Annotated in this window: 15 protein-coding genes and 1 pseudogene; 7 read left to right on the top strand and 9 right to left on the bottom strand. The window is 72.2% G+C overall.

The window, feature by feature from the left end:
• The first annotated feature begins 118 nt into the window (after window positions 1-118).
• The 3 genes from aspS to ACGFYN_RS15185 all read left to right on the top strand — a co-directional run bounded on the left by aspS (window position 119) and on the right by ACGFYN_RS15185 (window position 3,465).
• A complete protein-coding gene (gene aspS / locus ACGFYN_RS15195) occupies window positions 119-1,882 on the top strand; it encodes an aspartate--tRNA ligase (RefSeq protein WP_393866283.1) in 1,764 nt (587 codons plus the stop codon).
• 166 nt (window positions 1,883-2,048) lie between these two features.
• A complete protein-coding gene (locus ACGFYN_RS15190; RefSeq protein ID WP_393866282.1) occupies window positions 2,049-2,444 on the top strand; it encodes a hypothetical protein in 396 nt (131 codons plus the stop codon).
• 67 nt (window positions 2,445-2,511) lie between these two features.
• Entirely contained in the window at window positions 2,512-3,465 is a 954-nt protein-coding gene (locus tag ACGFYN_RS15185) for an intradiol ring-cleavage dioxygenase (protein ID WP_393866281.1), read from the top strand.
• A 36-nt stretch (window positions 3,466-3,501) separates the two neighbouring features.
• On the opposite strand, the gene ACGFYN_RS15180 is transcribed toward ACGFYN_RS15185, so the two are convergent.
• From ACGFYN_RS15180 to ACGFYN_RS15165, 4 genes are all read right to left on the bottom strand, one after another.
• Window positions 3,502-3,978 carry a hypothetical protein gene (locus tag ACGFYN_RS15180; protein WP_393866280.1) on the bottom strand — a complete coding sequence of 159 codons (477 nt, stop codon included), beginning with the start codon at window positions 3,976-3,978 and terminating at the stop codon, window positions 3,502-3,504.
• A gap of 65 nt (window positions 3,979-4,043) precedes the next feature.
• A complete protein-coding gene (gene metG, locus ACGFYN_RS15175) occupies window positions 4,044-5,759 on the bottom strand; it encodes a methionine--tRNA ligase (RefSeq protein WP_393866279.1) in 1,716 nt (571 codons plus the stop codon).
• A gap of 144 nt (window positions 5,760-5,903) precedes the next feature.
• Window positions 5,904-7,640 carry a VWA domain-containing protein gene (locus ACGFYN_RS15170; RefSeq protein ID WP_393866278.1) on the bottom strand — a complete coding sequence of 579 codons (1,737 nt, stop codon included), beginning with the start codon at window positions 7,638-7,640 and terminating at the stop codon, window positions 5,904-5,906.
• Window positions 7,641-7,794: 154 nt separating this feature from the next.
• Window positions 7,795-8,736 carry a LysR family transcriptional regulator gene (locus ACGFYN_RS15165; RefSeq protein WP_393866277.1) on the bottom strand — a complete coding sequence of 314 codons (942 nt, stop codon included), beginning with the start codon at window positions 8,734-8,736 and terminating at the stop codon, window positions 7,795-7,797.
• Window positions 8,737-8,960: 224 nt separating this feature from the next.
• Here ACGFYN_RS15165 and snpA point away from each other — a divergent pair, with 224 nt between their 5' ends.
• On the top strand, window positions 8,961-9,638 hold the full coding sequence (gene snpA / locus ACGFYN_RS15160) for a snapalysin (protein WP_393866575.1): 678 nt from the start codon (window positions 8,961-8,963) through the stop codon (window positions 9,636-9,638).
• A gap of 82 nt (window positions 9,639-9,720) precedes the next feature.
• Here the strand turns inward: snpA and ACGFYN_RS15155 are convergent, their stop codons facing one another.
• Genes ACGFYN_RS15155 through ACGFYN_RS15145 form a run of 3 tightly spaced genes read right to left on the bottom strand, consistent with a single transcriptional unit; the run spans window position 9,721 to window position 11,762 of the window.
• Window positions 9,721-9,912, bottom strand: coding sequence for a hypothetical protein (locus tag ACGFYN_RS15155; protein ID WP_393866590.1), 192 nt, complete (start codon window positions 9,910-9,912; stop codon window positions 9,721-9,723).
• A 21-nt stretch (window positions 9,913-9,933) separates the two neighbouring features.
• Window positions 9,934-10,938 carry an endonuclease/exonuclease/phosphatase family protein gene (locus tag ACGFYN_RS15150; protein ID WP_393866276.1) on the bottom strand — a complete coding sequence of 335 codons (1,005 nt, stop codon included), beginning with the start codon at window positions 10,936-10,938 and terminating at the stop codon, window positions 9,934-9,936.
• Window positions 10,939-10,973: 35 nt separating this feature from the next.
• Window positions 10,974-11,762 (bottom strand): alpha/beta fold hydrolase, encoded by a 789-nt coding sequence (locus tag ACGFYN_RS15145; protein ID WP_393866275.1) that lies wholly within the window; start codon window positions 11,760-11,762, stop codon window positions 10,974-10,976.
• Between the two features lie 77 nt (window positions 11,763-11,839).
• Between ACGFYN_RS15145 and ACGFYN_RS15140 the strand changes: the two genes are divergently transcribed.
• A complete protein-coding gene (locus tag ACGFYN_RS15140; protein ID WP_393866274.1) occupies window positions 11,840-13,189 on the top strand; it encodes a PLP-dependent aminotransferase family protein in 1,350 nt (449 codons plus the stop codon).
• 32 nt (window positions 13,190-13,221) lie between these two features.
• Here the strand turns inward: ACGFYN_RS15140 and ACGFYN_RS15135 are convergent, their stop codons facing one another.
• Window positions 13,222-14,136 carry a hypothetical protein gene (locus tag ACGFYN_RS15135; protein ID WP_393866273.1) on the bottom strand — a complete coding sequence of 305 codons (915 nt, stop codon included), beginning with the start codon at window positions 14,134-14,136 and terminating at the stop codon, window positions 13,222-13,224.
• A 78-nt stretch (window positions 14,137-14,214) separates the two neighbouring features.
• Window positions 14,215-14,682, bottom strand: coding sequence for a hypothetical protein (locus ACGFYN_RS15130; protein WP_393866272.1), 468 nt, complete (start codon window positions 14,680-14,682; stop codon window positions 14,215-14,217).
• Between the two features lie 117 nt (window positions 14,683-14,799).
• Between ACGFYN_RS15130 and ACGFYN_RS15125 the strand changes: the two genes are divergently transcribed.
• The gene (locus ACGFYN_RS15125; protein ID WP_393866271.1) at window positions 14,800-15,957 is read left to right on the top strand and encodes a PP2C family protein-serine/threonine phosphatase; all 1,158 of its coding nucleotides are present in this window, start codon (window positions 14,800-14,802) and stop codon (window positions 15,955-15,957) included.
• Window positions 15,958-16,061: 104 nt separating this feature from the next.
• Window positions 16,062-16,691: pseudogene (locus ACGFYN_RS15120) on the top strand (hypothetical protein); the annotation flags it as partial.
• Window positions 16,692-16,896 lie beyond the last annotated feature (205 nt).

The raw sequence follows: 16,896 nt of genomic DNA, 5'->3' as shown, positions 1-16,896 counted from the left end.
CTCAAGTGCCACCGATCGCCACCTCTTAATGGTGGGGAGCCGATCTTGGGGTGCCCGGTACGCTGGGGGTGTTTCACGTGAAACGTGCCCCCGATCCGCGAAGACTGGATGAACGACGATGCATCGGTACAGGTCCCACACCTGCGGCCAGCTCCGCTCCTCTGACGTCGGCACCGACGTCCGGCTGAGTGGCTGGCTGCACAATCGGCGCGACCTGGGCGGCATCCTCTTCATCGATCTGCGCGACCACTACGGCATCACGCAGCTCGTCGCGCGCCCCGGCACCGCCGCCTACGAGGCCCTCGACAAGGTCACCAAGGAGTCCACGGTCCGTATCGACGGCTCGGTCGTCTCCCGCGGCGCCGAGAACGTCAACCCGGATCTGCCGACCGGTGAGATCGAGGTCGAGGTGGGCGAGGTCGAGCTGCTCGGCGCCGCGGCCCCGCTCCCCTTCACGATCAACGCCGAGGACGGGGTCAACGAGGAGCGGCGTCTGGAGTACCGCTTCCTGGACCTGCGCCGCGAGCGCATGCACCGCAACATCCTGCTGCGTACGTCGGTCATCTCGGCGATCCGCCACAAGATGACCGCGCTGGGCTTCAACGAGATGGCGACGCCGATCCTGTCCGCCACCTCCCCCGAGGGCGCCCGCGACTTCGTCGTCCCCTCGCGCCTGAACCCCGGCAAGTTCTACGCGCTGCCGCAGGCCCCGCAGCAGTTCAAGCAGCTGCTGATGATCTCCGGCTTCGACCGCTACTTCCAGATCGCGCCCTGCTTCAGGGACGAGGACGCGCGTGCGGACCGTTCGCCGGGCGAGTTCTACCAGCTCGACATCGAGATGTCCTTCGTCGAGCAGGAGGACGTCTTCCAGCCGGTCGAGAAGCTGATGACCGAGCTCTTCGAGGAGTTCGGGGGCGGCCGGCACGTCACCTCGCCCTTCCCGCGGATCCCGTTCCGCGAGGCGATGCTCAAGTACGGCTCCGACAAGCCGGACCTGCGGGCCAAGCTCGAACTCGTCGACATCACCGACGTCTTCGAGGGCTCGGAGTTCAAGGCGTTCGCGGGCAAGCACGTGCGCGCGCTGCCCGTCCCGGCGGTCCAGGACCAGCCGCGCAAGTTCTTCGACCAGCTGGGTGACTTCGCCGTCTCCCAGGGCGCGAAGGGCCTGGCCTGGGTGCGGGTCGCCGAGGACGGTTCGCTGACCGGCCCGATCGCCAAGTTCCTCACCGAGGAGAACGTCGCCGAGCTGACCAAGCGGCTGCAGCTCGCCGCCGGTCACGCCGTGTTCTTCGGCGCAGGCGAGTTCGACGAGGTCTCCAAGATCATGGGCGCGGTGCGGGTCGAGGCCGCCAAGCGCGCCGGGCAGTTCGAGGACGGCGTCTTCCGCTTCTGCTGGATCGTCGACTTCCCGATGTACGAGAAGGACGAGGAGACCGGCACGATCGACTTCTCGCACAACCCCTTCTCGATGCCGCAGGGCGGCCTGGAGGCCCTGGAGACCCAGGACCCGCTGGACATCCTCGGCTGGCAGTACGACATCGTCTGCAACGGCGTGGAGCTGTCCTCCGGCGCGATCCGGAACCACGAGCCGGACATCATGCTGAAGGCCTTCGAGATCGCGGGCTACGACCGCGAGACCGTCGAGGAGAAGTTCGCGGGCATGCTGCGCGCCTTCCGCTTCGGCGCCCCGCCGCACGGCGGCATCGCGCCCGGCGTCGACCGCATCGTGATGCTCCTCGCCGACGAGCCGAACATCCGCGAGACCATCGCCTTCCCGCTCAACGGCAACGCCCAGGACCTGATGATGGGCGCGCCGACGGAGCTGGAGGAGGCGCGGCTGAGGGAGCTGCACCTGTCGGTGCGCAAGCCGCAGCCGAAGTAACCCCGGCGCGGATTCTTAGGGCCCGGGACCGGCGACGGTCCCGGGCCCTTTCGCGTGCGGGGCCGCCCCGGACGAGCTCACCGGAAGCCCACAGCAGGCCCGGGGAGGGTGCACAGCGGCCAGTCGTGTCATAGGGGGAGGGACACACGCACGCGGGAGGTGAGCCATGGGGTACGCGATCGCACTGGCGGCGCTGCTGATCGCAGGGGCGGTGTGCACGGCCGTGCGCCGGGCGCGGGGCGCACGGGGTGCGTCCCGGCTGGACGCGGAGGCCGAGGCCCACCGCCTGCTGCTCCGGCTGGCCGCCGGCCTCGCCCCGCCGGGCGCGGCGAGCTGGGCGGGTGCCGACGCCGCGGCGGGGCGGGCGCTGACGGAGGCCGCGGAGTGCCATCGCACCGCCCGGGCCCTGCTGGCGCAGGCCCGTACGACGGCGGAGTACGAGCGGGCCACTCGCATCGCACAGGAGGGCCTGCGGCACGTCCGGACGGCGCGCGAGGGCGCTGGGACACGGTGCTCTGCCCGGGGATGGCGCGAATCCCACGGTGGTTTCGAGCCGACCTGAAGGATTCATGGCTCTCCACAGTCCTTTCCCACGCTCCTGACAGGCGCCACTCCTACCTTCGCCGCCCATGACGGGAAAGCAGACGGCCGAAGAGCCGCAACACAAGAAGGACCTGACGCGCCGCAAGGTCGTAGCCGTGGGCGCGGGCGCCGCGGCGGCGGTGGGCATCGGAGGAGGCTTCGCCCTGAACGCCTCAGCGGACGAGCCGGCCACCGACGCCTCGGCGAGCGGCAGCAGTGCCGAGGCCTGCTACAAGCTCACCTCCGAGACCACCGAGGGGCCGTACTACATCGACGCGGACAAGATCCGCCGGGACATCACCGAGGACAAGGAGGGCATCCCGCTCACGCTCAGCCTCAAGGTGATCGACTCCGAGACCTGCAAGCCGGTCCGGAACGCGGCCGTGGACATCTGGCACTGCGACGCGCTGGGCATCTACTCCGGCTACGAGAGCCTGTCGACCGGCGGCGGCAGCGCGCCGACCGACGCGCCCTCCGGCACGCCGACCGGGACCCCTACCGGCGCGCCGCCGTCCGGCGGGACCGGCGGTGGCGGCCACGAGGAGCCAACGGACGAGAAGCGCTACCTGCGCGGCACCTGGAAGACCGACCGGCAGGGCCGGGTCACCTTCAAGACGATCTTCCCGGGCTGGTACCGGGGCCGCTGCGTCCACATCCACGCCAAGGTGCATGTGGACGGCACCTGGACGGACGCCGGTTACGAGGGCGGCCACAGCTGCCACACCGGCCAGTTCTTCTTCGCCGAGGAGGCGGTCCTCGCCTCCGCGAAGGTGGAGCCCTACTCCACCAGCACCACCGAGCGCACCACGCTCACCGAGGACACGATCTACGACCAGAGCGGCACCACCGGCGGCCTGCTCAGGCTGGCGTACGACAAGAAGCGCATCGCGAAGGGCGTGCGCGCGTCGATCACGGTCGGCGTCGACCCCGACCAGACCCATGACGGCACGGACGACGCGGTGCAGCCGGGCGCCTCGGCGTCGGCCTCGGCGTCGTCGTAGGCAGCCGGTGCGCGCGTGGCCGGGGCGAAACCCCGGTCACGTGTCGTAGGTGCCGTCCCATGGTTCACCGAAGCCGAGGTGGTCCGGGTACAGCTCGGCCCACGCCTCGCCGTCCTCCTCGCCGGTCAGCAGGCCGAACAGGACGCCGTCCACGGTGACGCGGAAGGGGCGGACGGCGATGTCCGTGTACGAGCGGCGCGGGAGGCTGCGCAGGAGCTTGGCCAGATGGACCCGGGCGCGGGCGAGCACGGAGCCGTCGCCGTCCGGGTCGCGCTGCTGCTCGGCCCAGGTGCCGGCGCACCAGATCTCGGAGTCGCGGTAGTGGCCCTCGGCGTCGAAGAGATGGAGCACGGTGTAGAGGCGTTTGTGCTCTTCCCAGCCGTCGTCGGGGCGGAACCCTTCGGGGAACGCATAGGTGACCGACGCCAGGAACTGACCGTCTGCGTACCGTCCGATGCTCTCGGTACGGTGCCTCGGCGCGTAGGCGATCGGAATGACCTCTGGGACTGCCATGGCGGAAACCATAAGGGTGAGCTGCAACACTCCGGAACCGGGGGCCGGTTGACTACGGCAACGAATTACTGCGGCTCGCCGCCGAAGCGCTCCTTGTAGGCCTGAAGATCCTCGTCCGTCAGCTTTGCGAAGAGCACAGGCGGGACCGTGAACGGGGTGCCGGCGGGGACCGCGGTGAGGGCCTTCGCCTCCTCGGGGGTCACCCAGGTCGCGGTGTCGTCCTTGAGGGCGAACGCCTGGCGCATGGCGGCCGACGTCGTCGGGATGAAGGGCTCCGAGACCACCGCGTACAGGTGGATGAGGTTCATCGCGGTGCGCAGGGTGAGGGCCGCGCCGTCCTTGTCCGTCTTGATCTCCAGCCAGGGGGCCTTCTCCTCCAGGTAGGAGTTGCCGGCCGACCACAGGGCGCGCAGCGCCGCCGCCGCCTTGCGGAACTGGAGGGACTCCATCTGCGCCTCGTACTCGGCGAGGAGCTCGGCGATCTGCCCGCCCAGCTTCGCCTCCGCCTCGCCGGGCACGCCGCCCGCCGGGACCTCCTCGCCGAAGCGCTTCTTGGAGAAGGACAGGACGCGGTTGACGAAGTTGCCGAGGGTGTCGGCGAGGTCCTTGTTCACCGTCGCCGTGAAGTGCTCCCAGGTGAAGGACGAGTCGTCCGACTCCGGGGCGTTGGCGATGAGGAAGTACCGCCAGTAGTCCGCCGGCAGGATCTCCAGCGCCTGGTCGGTGAAGACGCCCCGCTTCTGGCTCGTGGAGAACTTGCCGCCGTAGTACGTCAGCCAGTTGAAGGCCTTGACGTAGTCGACCTTCTTCCACGGCTCGCGCACGCCGAGCTCGGTGGCCGGGAACATCACCGTGTGGAAGGGGACGTTGTCCTTCGCCATGAACTCGGTGTAGCGGACGTCCGTGTCGACGTCGTACCACCACGACTTCCAGTCGCGGTTGTCCGGGTCGAGGTCCGACCACTCCTTCGTCGCGCCGATGTACTCGATCGGGGCGTCGAACCAGACGTAGAAGACCTTGCCCTCGGCGGCCAGCTCCGGCCAGGTGTCGGACGGGACCGGGACGCCCCAGTCCAGGTCGCGGGTGATGGCGCGGTCGTGCAGGCCTTCGTTCAGCCACTTGCGGGCGATCGAGGAGGCGAGCTGCGGCCAGTCGTCCTCGTGGCGGGAGACCCACTCCTCGACCTCGTGCTGGAGCTTCGACTGCAGGAGGAAGAGGTGCTTGGTCTCGCGGACCTCCAGTTCGGTGGAGCCGGAGATCGCCGAGCGGGGGTTGATCAGGTCGGTCGGGTCCAGGACGCGGGTGCAGTTCTCGCACTGGTCGCCGCGCGCCTTGTCGTAGCCGCAGTGGGGGCAGGTGCCCTCCACATAGCGGTCCGGGAGGAAGCGGCCGTCGGTCGGGCTGTAGACCTGGCGGATCGCCCGCTCCTCGATGAAGCCGTTCTCGTTGAGGCGGCGCGCGAAGTGCTGGGTGATCTCGACGTTCTGCGGGCTCGAGCTGCGGCCGAAGTAGTCGAAGGCGAGCGCGAAGCCGTCGTAGACCGCCTTCTGGGCGTCGTGGGCCTGGGTGCAGAACTCGTCGACCGGCAGGCCCTGCTCCTTCGCGGCCAGCTCGGCCGGGGTGCCGTGCTCGTCCGTCGCGCAGATGTACAGGACGTCGTGGTCGCGCTGGCGGAGGTAGCGGGAGTACACGTCCGCCGGGAGCATGGACCCCACCATGTTGCCCAGGTGCTTGATTCCGTTGATGTACGGAAGGGCGCTGGTGATGAGGTGTCGAGCCATCGGGGGCTGCTCCCAGGTCGGATGTGCTGCTGCTTTTGCGAACCTTGAAATCGTAGCCGACATGGGTGGGCCGCCCGCCTCCCGTTTTGCAGGGTGGGAAGGGGCGGCCGCTTGTCGTCCGACGGCTGTACGGGGTCTACGGGGTTACGGGCGCCAGTCGATCAGTACGCCGTCGTAGAGCTCCGCGTCCGTGAGCTCCTTGGGGGTCGGGCCCGCGTGGAAGAAGGCCGTGTTGCCGGTCTTCAGCTTGCGGAGGTAGTCGAAGGCCTTGTTGTCGTGGTCGCCGAAGGCGACGAAGGAGAAGAACACCGAGGGGTGGGACTTCGCGGCGTCGGTGAGGGACTTCGTGGCCGGGGTCTTGGCGTCCGGGGCGCCGTCCGTCTGGAAGACGACGAGGGCGGGGGTGCCGGGGGCGGCGTGCTGGTCGTAGTGGGCGAGGACCGCTTCCACGGCGGCGTGGTAGCTGGTACGGCCCATGCGGCCGAGGTCCGCGTGCGCGGCGTCGACGGCGTTCTCGGGGGAGGTGGGGGTGAGGTCGGTGGTGCCGTCCACTTCCGTGGAGAAGAAGACGACGTGGAGGGTGGCGTCCGGGGCGTCGGGGTCCAGGTGCTCGGCGAGGGCGAGGGTCTGGTCGGCGAGGGCCTGGGCGGAGCCGTCCTTGTAGTACGCGCGCATGCTCGCGGAGCGGTCGAGGACGAGGTAGGTCTTCGCGCGGGTGCCGGTGAGGCCGGCCTTGGCGAGGGCGGTGCCCGGGGCGTCGGTCTTTTCGGCGGTCACGGCCTCGGCTTCGTCTTCGGCCGCCGTGCTCCCACCCGCACCACCCGTACCGCTCTCGTCGTCGGGTGCGAGTGGCCCCTGCGGGGCTTCCTCGCCGTCGGCGGCCTCGGGTCCGTCTACGGCCGCGGCGACCGGCTCAGGGGTCTGTGCCGGTTCCTCGACCTTGGCGACGAGCTCCGTCTCGGTGGCCTGGGCCACCGGCTCGGGCTCGGCTTCCGCGACCGGCTCCAGGGCGCTCTCGGCAACGGGCTCGGGCGCGGGCTCGGGGGCGACCTTCGTGGCCGATTCCCGCTGCTCCTCCGGCTCGGACTTCGGCTCCTCGGCGACGGGCGTCGGCTCGGCTTTAGCCTTCGCCTCGGTCTTAGTCTTCGGCTCAGTCTTGGCCGCCGGCTCCGCCGCAACCGGCTCCTCAGCCGGCGTCGGCTCGGCCTTCGGATCCGCCGCAACCGGCTCCTCGACCGGCGTCGGCTCCGCCTTCGCCTCGGCCTCCGCTTCGGCGACCGGCTCGGCGGCGGCTTCGGCCACCGGCGCCGACTTCTCCGCCACGGCCGCGGGCTCGGCTTCGGCCACCGGCGCCGACTTCTCCGCCACGGCCGCGGGCTCGGTTTCGGCCACCGGCGCCGACTTCTCCGCCACGGCCGCGGGCTCGGTTTCGGCCACCGGCGCCGACTTCTCCGCCACAGCCGCGGGCTCGGTTTCGGCCACCGGCGCCGACTTCTCCGCCACGGCCGCAGGCTCGGTTTCGGCCACCGGCGCCGACTTCTCCGCCACGGCCGCGGGCTCCGGCGCCGACTTCTGCGACTCAGCCACCGCCGCCGGCTCCGCCGGACTCGTCGGCGGCTCGTCGTCCAGGGGTTCCGACGGTCTTGGGACCGTCACGTTGTCGAAGGCCGCCGAGACCAGGTCGTGTTCGTCGTCGGTCTCCGTGGTCGACGAGCGGGGCTCGGGGACCTGGGCTGTGGTGGGGGGCTGAGGTTCGGGGGACGGGGAGGGGACCGTCGGCTCCGTAGAGCGCGAAGGGGTTAGGTCCGCACCCTCTGCCTCGGCGGCACGCCCTTTGCGTGACCTGCCGAACGCATTCCGCAGGAGAGTGAGAATGCCCATGTGCGCAACCCTTCGCGTGAGTTGATGCCCGTAAATCCCTGGCCAGGACGGACACGTAAGGTTAGCGGCCCCGGATGGTGATCTTGGGGAGGGGCAAGGGACAGTGTGACCGGTTGTGTCAAGCACCCCTCAACCGCCGCTCGGATCACCGCAATTACCGAAGCGCCGGGGCCGGAGTGCTCGTACCCGTGCGTTCCAGCCACTCCCGGTACGTCGGTGCCTGCCGGGCCGATTCCCAGTACGCCTCCTCCAGTGCGGGCAGGGCGCCGTCCAGGTCCGTCTCGGTGCGGGCCGCCAGCAGCAGGCGGACGCCGAGCGGGTCGCCCTTGAGGCGGCGTACGACCATGTCGGCGTGGGAGACGGCGGTCGGCTGGCAGATGGTGACCACCTCGCCGGTCGCGACCAGCGCGGCGGCCGTGTGGTAGTCGCCGTGCAGCACGTGCGGATTGATCTCCGCCCGGCGGAACATGTGCTGCACGGCGTCCCACTCGCCGTCCACCGTGGGGTCGATCATCCAGCGGTCGGCGGCGAGGTCACGGACGTCGACCGCCGGGTGCGCGGCCGCCGGATGGTCGGCCGGCAGGTACACGAACTGCGGCTCGCGCTCGACCAGGACGCGCAGCCGCAGCCCCTCGGGCATGCGCAGCCAGCTGCCCTCGACCTCGTGCACGAAGGCGACGTCGAGCTGGCCGTCGGCGACCATGCGCAGCAGGGCGTTCGGGGAGACGTTCATGTGCAGGGTGGGGTCCTGGCCGCGGGCGCGCAGCCGGCGCAGCCAGCCCGACAGGGCCTTGCTCGCGGTGGAGCCCACGCGCAGTTCGGGACCGCCCGTCGCGGCGGCCCGCGCCTCACTGACCAGGGAGCGCATTTCGGCCACCAGCGGGCGGGCGCGGCTCAGCACCAGGCTGCCCAGCGGGGTGGGCCGGCAGCCGGTGCGCGCGCGGACGAACAGCGCGCCGCCCAGCTCCTGCTCGATACGGCGCAGCTGTGTGCTCAACGACGGCTGGGCGACGCCCAGTTGGCGCGCGGCACGGTGCAGGCTGCCGGTGTCGGCTATGGCGCACAGCGCACGGAGGTGTCGCACCTCGAGGTCCATGCCCTCGGAGCGTAAAGCGGAATCAAAGCTTTCACCAGACGCATAAATCCCGGCAGGAACACGCGAATCAGGACGTCCGGCCGAATCGCGATAGGGCCGCGCTATCGCCGGTTGGCATCATCACAGCGCTCGCACAGGCGCACACACTCACCGGTGACGACTGACTCACCCCCACCTAGGAGTCATCGATGCACCAGCGCACTCCCCTGCCCATGTCCCGATCCATGTCCCGGTCCAGGTTCGCGCGTACGGCGGCGGCCGCCGGCGTCGGCCTCGCGGTCCTCGGCCTCGGCACGGCGGTTCCGGCCGCCGCGTCCCCGGCTCCGGCACCGTACTCCGGCTACACCGGCTCGGCCGCCGAGGCCAAGGCGAACCGGGCGTTCTTCCAGGCGGTCCTGAAGTCCGTCGCCGAGAAGCGCGCCGCGCATCCGAGCAGCGCCGCCGCCGTCACGGTCACCTACGACCCCTCCGGGGCGCCGACGTTCAGCGCCCAGATAGCCCGCGCCGCCCAGATATGGAACGGCGCGGAGTCGAACGTGAAGCTCCAGGCCGGTTCGTCGGGCGCCGACTTCAGCTACCGCGAGGGCAACGACTCGCGCGGCTCGTACGCCTCGACCGACGGTCACGGCAGTGGCTACGTCTTCCTCGACTACGCGCAGAACCAGGAGTACGACTCCACGCGCGTGGCCGCCCATGAGACCGGCCACGTCCTCGGCCTGCCCGACCACTACGAAGGCCCGTGCAGCGAGCTGATGTCCGGCGGCGGGCCCGGCCCGTCCTGCACCAACCCCAACCCGGACGCCAACGAGCGGGCCCGCGTGGACCAGCTGTGGGCCAACGGATTCGCCGCCGCGCTCGACAAGGCGATGAGCGAGAAGTCCCTGCACAAGTCCGGCCGTTAGGCCTCGCGGCGCCACCCCCCACACCACGGTGCGGGCCGTCCTCCTGCACAGGGCGGCCCGCACCGGCCTGTCCGGGCGGACCTCAGTGCGGTGACGCGATGGCCCGCGCCGCCGCCACCTCCTGCCGCAGCGGCCCCAGCACGCTGCCGTCCGGCCCGGCGAGGTCCGTACGGACGGGGACCAGCACCTCGCCGAAGGCGCACTCCACATAGCGGTACGTGTCCGCGACCGCGTCCGCGAGCGATGGGGAACTCGCGGGACGTGCGCTCATCATGAGCACCGGGCTCCGGGGCGCTCAGGGGCGCCCGCGCTGGTGAAGCGTGACGTCCACCAGGAGGGCGCGGTGGTCGGTGCCGGTCAGGCGCAGGAAGCGCGCGCTGCTCGCGGAGAAGTCCCGGGAGAGCAGCACGTGGTCGATCTGCGTGCCGAACGTCGGGGTCAGCCGGGCGGGCCAGCTCGGCGTGCGGTCGTGCCCGGCGAGCGCGGCGGCGTCGCTCAGCCCCGTGTCCAGGATGCGGCGGAAGGCGGCATGGTCCTGCGAGGAGTTGAAGTCGCCGGCCAGGACGAGCGGGGTGCGGGTGGACGCGGCCGTGTCCCGCAACCGTCCCAGCTCCCGGCGCCAGACGCCGACCTGTCCCGGCAACGGCGGCATCGGATGGGCGAGTTGGAGCCGTACCTCGTGCCCGCCCACATCGGCGACGGCACCGGGCATCCCCATGGTGCCGCGCACCCCGCCCGTGTCCTTGAGGGGAAAGCGGCTGAGGATGACCGACCCCTTGGACCCCTCGGCCGCGACGGCCTGCCGGTAGGGATACTCGGTCCCGAACTCCCGCCGCAGCGTGTCCTGGCAGCCGTACTCGCACTCCTCGACGAACACGACGGCGGGCCGGTGCCGCCGGATCTCCGGCACGAGCGAACCGGTGCCGCGCCCGAACTCGACGTTCGACGTCAGCACCTGGAACTCGGCGACCGGCGTACCACCGGCGTCGTCCGTCCTGCCGTACGGCTCGATGAACCAGGCCAGCAGCCCCAGCAGGGCGAGCGCCCACACCATGCCGAGCCGCCATCGCGCGAGCAGTGTGAGCAGCAGCGCCAGTGCGGCGGGTACGAGGAGCCAGGGCAGGAAGGCGAGGACCTGGGGGACCGGGGTGATGCCGTCCGTGTCGGCGACACGGCAGCCGACGACCGCGCTCACGGCGAGGAGCAGCAGGCCGGCGCACCAGGCGGCGAGGCGCCGGCCGGGGTGCCGTACGGGTTCGTCCTCGCTCGCGGCGGTCCACTCGGCGGTGGCAGTGTCCACGTCCCGGCCTTCCGCTCGCGAGTGAGATGCCCGAATCATCCCCCAGCCGGGTCGACTCGCGCCAGGAACTTCCCCAGTACGCCGTTGAACTCCTGAGGGCTCTCCAGGTTCGGCATGTGGGCCGTGTTCCCGACGACGTGGAGGACCGAGTCGGGAAGGGCCGCGTGCATGGCCTCCGCGTCGGAGACCGGGGTGTAGGTGTCGTCCGCGCCCACGACCACCAGGGCCGGGACCGTGACCCGGGCCAGCAGGGGGCGGTAGTCGGGCCGGGCGGCCCGGGCCCGCAGGGCCGCCGCGGCGGACTCGGGCCGGGTGGCCGTCATCATCGCGTGGACATGCGCCTTGACCTGGGGGGCGGCGTACGGGGCGACCATCTTCTCCAGCACGTCGTCGGCGTATCCGCGCATGCCCTCGCGCAGCAGCCGGTCCGCCATGGCGTGGCGGGCGCGGACGCCCTTTGGGGTCTCGGGTGCCGGGAAGGTGTCGGCGAGGACGAGTCCGCGGACGCGGTGGGGGGACCGGCGGACGAGGTCCATCGCGATCTGCCCGCCCATGGACAGGCCCGCGAGCACGAACCCGCCCACCTCCAGGTCGTCCAGCAGCGCGGTGATGTCCTGGGCGAACTCCTCGAAGCGGGTGACCTCGGGGGATGCGGGGGAGGCGCCGTAGCCCCGCAGGTCGGGGGCGATGACGCGGCGCTCGGCGGAGAAGGCGTCCAGCTGGGGTGCCCACATGGTGCGGTCGAAGGGATGGCCGTGGACGAGGACGAGGGGGAGCCGTGCGGAATCCGGCCCTTTGTCCTCGTACGAGAGGAAGGGTGCCATGTGGCCGACCCTAGGACGCCCCAACTCCTCGGTGCAATAAGATCTTTGTCCTCGGTGCAATGTCGGCAGGGGGGTTCATGGACGCGTACCGGCGTATCGCCGACCGGATAGCGGACGACATCGCCGCCGGACGGCTCCGGCCAGGTGAACGGCTGCCCGCGCAACGCAGGTTCGCCCGGCGGCACGGCATCGCCGCGTCCACGGCGGAGCGGGCCTACGGCGAACTGGTGCGGCGCGGGCTGGTCGTCGGCGAGGTCGGCCGCGGCACCTTCGTGCGGGCCGCGGTGGAGGGGCCGGCCGGGCGGGCGCTCGTCGAGCCGGCCACCGCGGCGCCGGTGAACCTGGAGCTCAACTACCCTTCCGTGTCCGGCCAGTCGGAGCTGCTGGCGCCTGCCCTCGCCCCGCTTCTGCGGCCGGACGTCCTTGCCGAGGCCCTGCGCCCGGGCCCCGCGGACGGCACCGCGGAGGCCCGCGAGGCGGTGGCCGGCCTGCTCGCCACGCCCGGCTGGCGCCCGGACCCCGGGCGGCTGCTCTTCACCGGGAACGCCCGCCAGGCGATCGCCGCCGCCCTGGCCTCCCTGGTCCGGCCGGGTGGCCGCGTCGGGGTCGAGGAGCTGACGTATCCGCTGGTCAAGGAGATCGCGGCGCGGCTGGGCATCCGGCTGGTGCCGCTGGCCACGGACGCGGAGGGGCTGCGCCCGGAAGCGGTCGCGGCCGCGCACCGCACCGCTCCCCTGTCCGCGCTCTACGTCCAGCCGACGCTGCACAATCCCACGTCGGCGACGACGGGTCCGGAGCGGCGACGCCAACTCGCCCGCACGGTGACCGACTTGAACATCCCCGTCGTGGAGGACCGCATCTGGTCCTTCCTGGCAGACCCGGCGGACCCGGCGGATCCTCTCGCCGCCCACGCCCCCGACCTCAGCCATGTCGTCGACGGTCTTTCCAAGCGGGTCGCGCCCGGGCTGACGGCCGGCTTCCTCGCCGTACCGGCGCACCGGGTGCCCGCCGTCGCGGACGCGGTGCGGTCCGGCGGGTGGAGCGCGGGGCGGTTCGCGCTGGAGGCGGGCGTGCGGTGGATCGAGGACGGGACGGTGGCGCGGCTGGTTGCGGCCAAGCGGGAGGAGGCGGCGCGCAGACAGCGCCTGGTCGCCGGGCGCCTCCGCGGCTTCCGCATCCGGTCCGACCCGCGCGCCTGCTTCGCGTGGTGGGAGCTGCCCGCCCCCTGGCGCGCGGACACCTTCACCGCCGCGGCCGCAGCCCACGGCATCGCCGTCACACCCGGCCCCGCCTTCTGCGTCGATCCCGGCCGCACCCCGGACGCGGTCCGGCTCGGCCTCGCGTCGGCCGCCCTCGCGGATCTGGAGCGGGCGTTGGGGACGCTCGCCGTCCTGGCACGGGACGGTGCGGGGCGGGTCGGAGGCTGAGCCGGCTTCGCGCCGGCCGTACCGCGGGCGGGTCAGATGCGGACCCTGGTCGGTCGCTCCGCCGGATCCGGCGCGGGGCTCGACGGTTCTCGCGGGCGGCGCAGGCGGGCGGTGAGCCAGGTGGCCAGGGCGACCGTCAGGCCCAGGGCGACCAGGAGCCAGGAGGCCTGGCGGAGGGTGGCGGTGAGGGCGTCGTAGACCGCGCCCGCGGCCGGCTGATGGGCCTCCTCGGGCAGGTCGGCCAGGGTGAGGCGGCGTCCGATCATCACGGCGAGGGCGAGCAGCGCGCCGCCGAGCGCCGTGCCGAGCGCGGTCGCGGTGACGGCGCGGCGGCGGCAGGTGGCGACGGCGATCCCGGCGACGGCCAGGACGACGGCCGTGACGGGCAGCCAGAAACCGGCGACTTCCAGCACGTGGAATCCTTTCCGGAGCCGGTCCAGTTCCTGGACCGGCAGAACCGACACCTCGGTGTGCTCGACCGGGATGCGGTTCGCGAACGGGACGTGGTCCACGGCCAGTTGACGTTTGACCTGGGCGGTGACGGGGGCGAGGTCCACCGTGACGTCGTGCTCGCTCTCGTCGTGCAGGGCGCGCAGCACGGCGTCGTGCACGGCACGGTTCGCCGCGTCCCAGGCCAGGCGGAAGGCCTCGGTACGGGTGAAGGAGTGGACGGCGTCGTGCACATAGGGGCGCACGGCGCCCCGCAGCGGACGCACGTCCACCCGCGCGTCGACCTCGTCCATGATCCCGGCGCCCACGGTGTCCGCGATCGCGTTCCGCACGGCCGGATCCGCGGCCAGCGGCGCCATGGTCGTGACGTAGCGCCCCGTGTCGGCGAGGTCGTACGCCGCCCAGGCCGCCAGCGCGCCGCACGGGGCGAGCAGACAGGCGAGGGCGATCAGTGCCGCCGACAGGGCGCTCCGCAGGCGCGCAGGACGTGGGGCCACCCCTCAAGGCAACGGCCCGGGGGCGCCGCGCGCGAGCGCTGCGGCGCCGAACGGGTTACCGCGCGCCGCCCGTCACGGTCAGCGGACGCGGTTGCCCACGGCGTCCTCACGCGTGTAGTAGCGGTAGAAGAACACCAGGAAGACGGCCGCCGTGACGATCACGCCCACCGCCACCGACCGGTAGATCGACTCGCCGGTCTGGCTGTAGAGGAAAGCGACCGAGGCTCCGGCGAATGCGGACTTCACCAGTGAGTGCAACTCGCGCTTGAGCAGGGGCGCGAACGTCGCGACGGCGATGCACAGCACGATGAACACGGCCGCGCTGATGAAGCCGAACAGGATGTTCCAGCCGGTGATCTCGCCGCCGCCGCGCCGGTTGGCCGCCGCCCAGAAGCCGTAGAGGAGCCCCAGGACGACGGGAATCCCGTACCGGCCCACGGTGTGGACCCGCTCGTCGAACAGATCCGGTGTCCGGGTGGGACGTGCCGCCCGGTTCGCCCTGACCCGTCCCATCATGCCGCCGGACGTCGGTGCCGCTTGCGCCATGAGAGCACTCCTCTCTCTCCTCGCCCCCGACTACCAGAGCACACCTGCGAGCAGGCCCTGGCAAGTCGGTCGACAGAGCGGATGCGCACCGAACGGGGACATGTTTCGCTGGGCCCCATGACGAAGGTGCTCGACCGGCTGCCACGGTCCGGGCACCTCGACGCTTTCCAGCGGCACCAGCTGCTGTGGGTGCGGGGCCGCAGCGTCGCCTGGCTGCCGCCCGCGCTGCTGCTCGTGGCCATCACGCTCGTCGACTTCAACACCACGGGCGAGTTCCGGGTCATCTCCTGGCTCGCGCTCGTGCCGGCCATCGCCGCCGCGATCTGCGGGGTGTGGGCCACGACCGCCTTCGCCGTGCTGGCGCTGGTCACCTATGTGCTGGCGGACCACGCCTGGCCGCACCAGTACCAGACCGGACTGCCCGACTTCATCCTGGTCGCCCTCGGCGGCGTGCTGGCCGTCCTCGCCTGCACGGTGCGGGTGCGCGGCGAGAAGCGCATGCTGCACATGCGGGACGTCGCCGAGACCACCCGCCGCACCGTGCTGCGCCCGCTGCCCCCCGACTGGAGCGGCCTGGAGCACGCGGCCGTCTATCTCGCCGCCGACAGCGAGGCCCGCGTCGGCGGCGACTTCTACGACATCCAGCCCGGCCCGCGCGGCACCCGCGTCCTCGTCGGCGACGTGCAGGGCAAGGGCCTCGGCGCGGTCGAGGCGGCGGCCGCGCTGCTCGGCACGTTCCGCGAGGCCGGGTATCACGAGGCCGACCTCGCGACGGTCGCCGAGCGCCTGGAGGTGCGGATGATCCGTCACCGCGGGCACACGGCCGCGCTCGGCCGTCGCGACGGCGACCGCTTCGCCACCGCGGCGCTGCTCGACTTTCCCGACGACGAGCCCGGCGTGGTGGACGTGGTGCTGTTCGGCCACGATCCCCCGCTGTTGGTCGGTCCCGGGGGCGTACGGACCCTGCCGCCCGGCGACGGTCTCCCGCTCGGCCTCGTCGAACTCGCCGCCGACGGACGCCCGCACGTGCACCGTGTGCCGCTCGCCACCGGCGAGACCGTCCTGCTCACCACCGACGGCGTGACCGAGGCGCGGGACGGCGAGGGGGCGTTCTACCCGCTCGCCGGCGACGTCGCCCGCGCCGTCGCCGCCGACCCGCGCCTCGTGGAACCCCGGCGCCTGGTCATCCGCGTGCGGGACGGCACGCTGCGGCACTGCGGGAACCGCCTCGCGGACGACACCACGGTCTTCGCGGTACGGCGATCGCGGTCCTGAGGCCCACCTTCGTCCTGAGTCCTGCCTCCGTCCTGAGGTCCACCTTTGCAGCCGCAGCGGATACGGTTTGCCGTAAGTGATCGACGGGGGATGGGGAGGGAACGATGCCCGGGACCGTGCTGTTGCTCGCCGCATCCCCGGTGGGCAAGGGGTGTCTGGTGGACGCGGCGTCCGTGCTCCCCGTCCTCGCGGCCGTCGCACCCGGCGTGCTGTCCGGCACGGACACCGCGAACGTCGTCGAACTCGCCGACCCGCTGGAGCCGCAGGCCGTGCTCACCCGGCTGCGGGCCGCGGCGGCGGCCCCCGGGCCGCTGACCGTGTTCGTCACCGGGCAACTGCAACTCGACCGGCGCCAGCGGCTGCCGCACCTCGCCCTGGCCCGTACGACGCCCTCCACGGTGCGGTACACCGGGCTGCCCTGGCACTGGGTGCGGGAGGAACTCCGGCTGCGTGCGGCCGGTTCCACGACGCTGGTCCTCGATCTGCACGCCGACGCGGAGACCTGGGAGTGGCTGCGGTCCCGTCCGCTGGACTGCGGGCGCAACGTCGCCGTCTACGGCCGGATCGCGCCGCCTCCGCCGTCGCGGCGGGCGGTGGCGGCGCCGGCGTACATGAAGGCGGTGGCGACGATCCTGCGAAGCGGCTGGCGGCCGCCGGTCCCGCAGTTGCATGAGCAGGCGCTGGCTCGGGTGGGGGTCGGGGGGTATGCGGACCTTGTGCTCGCCGTGGCCGGGGGTGGGGTGGCCGTCCCGGGGGGGGGGGGGGGGGGGGGGCGGGCCCCCCCCCCCCCCCCGCCGGGGGGGGGGCCCCCCGGGGGGGGGGGGGGGGGGGGGGGGGCCGGGGGGGGCCCGGGAAGGACTGCAGGGCGCCTGCCGTCGGCGGACGCTAGACGGCCATGCCGTACACGATGGTGAAGAGCGTGCCCAGGGAGCCGATGAT

Origin of the sequence: Streptomyces sp. NPDC048419 (assembly GCF_043200415.1) — a bacterium.
Classification (GTDB): domain Bacteria; phylum Actinomycetota; class Actinomycetes; order Streptomycetales; family Streptomycetaceae; genus Streptomyces.
This window is presented reverse-complemented; position numbering and strand designations above follow the sequence as displayed.

Excerpts from the sequence above, each read along its gene's own strand:
- metG (WP_393866279.1), bottom strand. The coding sequence starts at position 5,759 with ATGGCTCGACACCTCATCACCAGCGCCCTTCCGTACATCAACGGAATC.
- ACGFYN_RS15180 (WP_393866280.1), bottom strand. The coding sequence starts at position 3,978 with ATGGCAGTCCCAGAGGTCATTCCGATCGCCTACGCGCCGAGGCACCGT.
- ACGFYN_RS15165 (WP_393866277.1), bottom strand. The coding sequence starts at position 8,736 with ATGGACCTCGAGGTGCGACACCTCCGTGCGCTGTGCGCCATAGCCGAC.
- ACGFYN_RS15130 (WP_393866272.1), bottom strand. The coding sequence starts at position 14,682 with ATGGCGCAAGCGGCACCGACGTCCGGCGGCATGATGGGACGGGTCAGG.
- ACGFYN_RS15145 (WP_393866275.1), bottom strand. The coding sequence starts at position 11,762 with ATGGCACCCTTCCTCTCGTACGAGGACAAAGGGCCGGATTCCGCACGG.
- ACGFYN_RS15125 (WP_393866271.1), top strand. The coding sequence starts at position 14,800 with ATGACGAAGGTGCTCGACCGGCTGCCACGGTCCGGGCACCTCGACGCT.
- ACGFYN_RS15190 (WP_393866282.1), top strand. The coding sequence starts at position 2,049 with ATGGGGTACGCGATCGCACTGGCGGCGCTGCTGATCGCAGGGGCGGTG.
- ACGFYN_RS15185 (WP_393866281.1), top strand. The coding sequence starts at position 2,512 with ATGACGGGAAAGCAGACGGCCGAAGAGCCGCAACACAAGAAGGACCTG.
- ACGFYN_RS15140 (WP_393866274.1), top strand. The coding sequence starts at position 11,840 with ATGGACGCGTACCGGCGTATCGCCGACCGGATAGCGGACGACATCGCC.
- ACGFYN_RS15155 (WP_393866590.1), bottom strand. The coding sequence starts at position 9,912 with ATGATGAGCGCACGTCCCGCGAGTTCCCCATCGCTCGCGGACGCGGTC.
- ACGFYN_RS15170 (WP_393866278.1), bottom strand. The coding sequence starts at position 7,640 with ATGGGCATTCTCACTCTCCTGCGGAATGCGTTCGGCAGGTCACGCAAA.
- aspS (WP_393866283.1), top strand. The coding sequence starts at position 119 with ATGCATCGGTACAGGTCCCACACCTGCGGCCAGCTCCGCTCCTCTGAC.
- snpA (WP_393866575.1), top strand. The coding sequence starts at position 8,961 with ATGTCCCGGTCCAGGTTCGCGCGTACGGCGGCGGCCGCCGGCGTCGGC.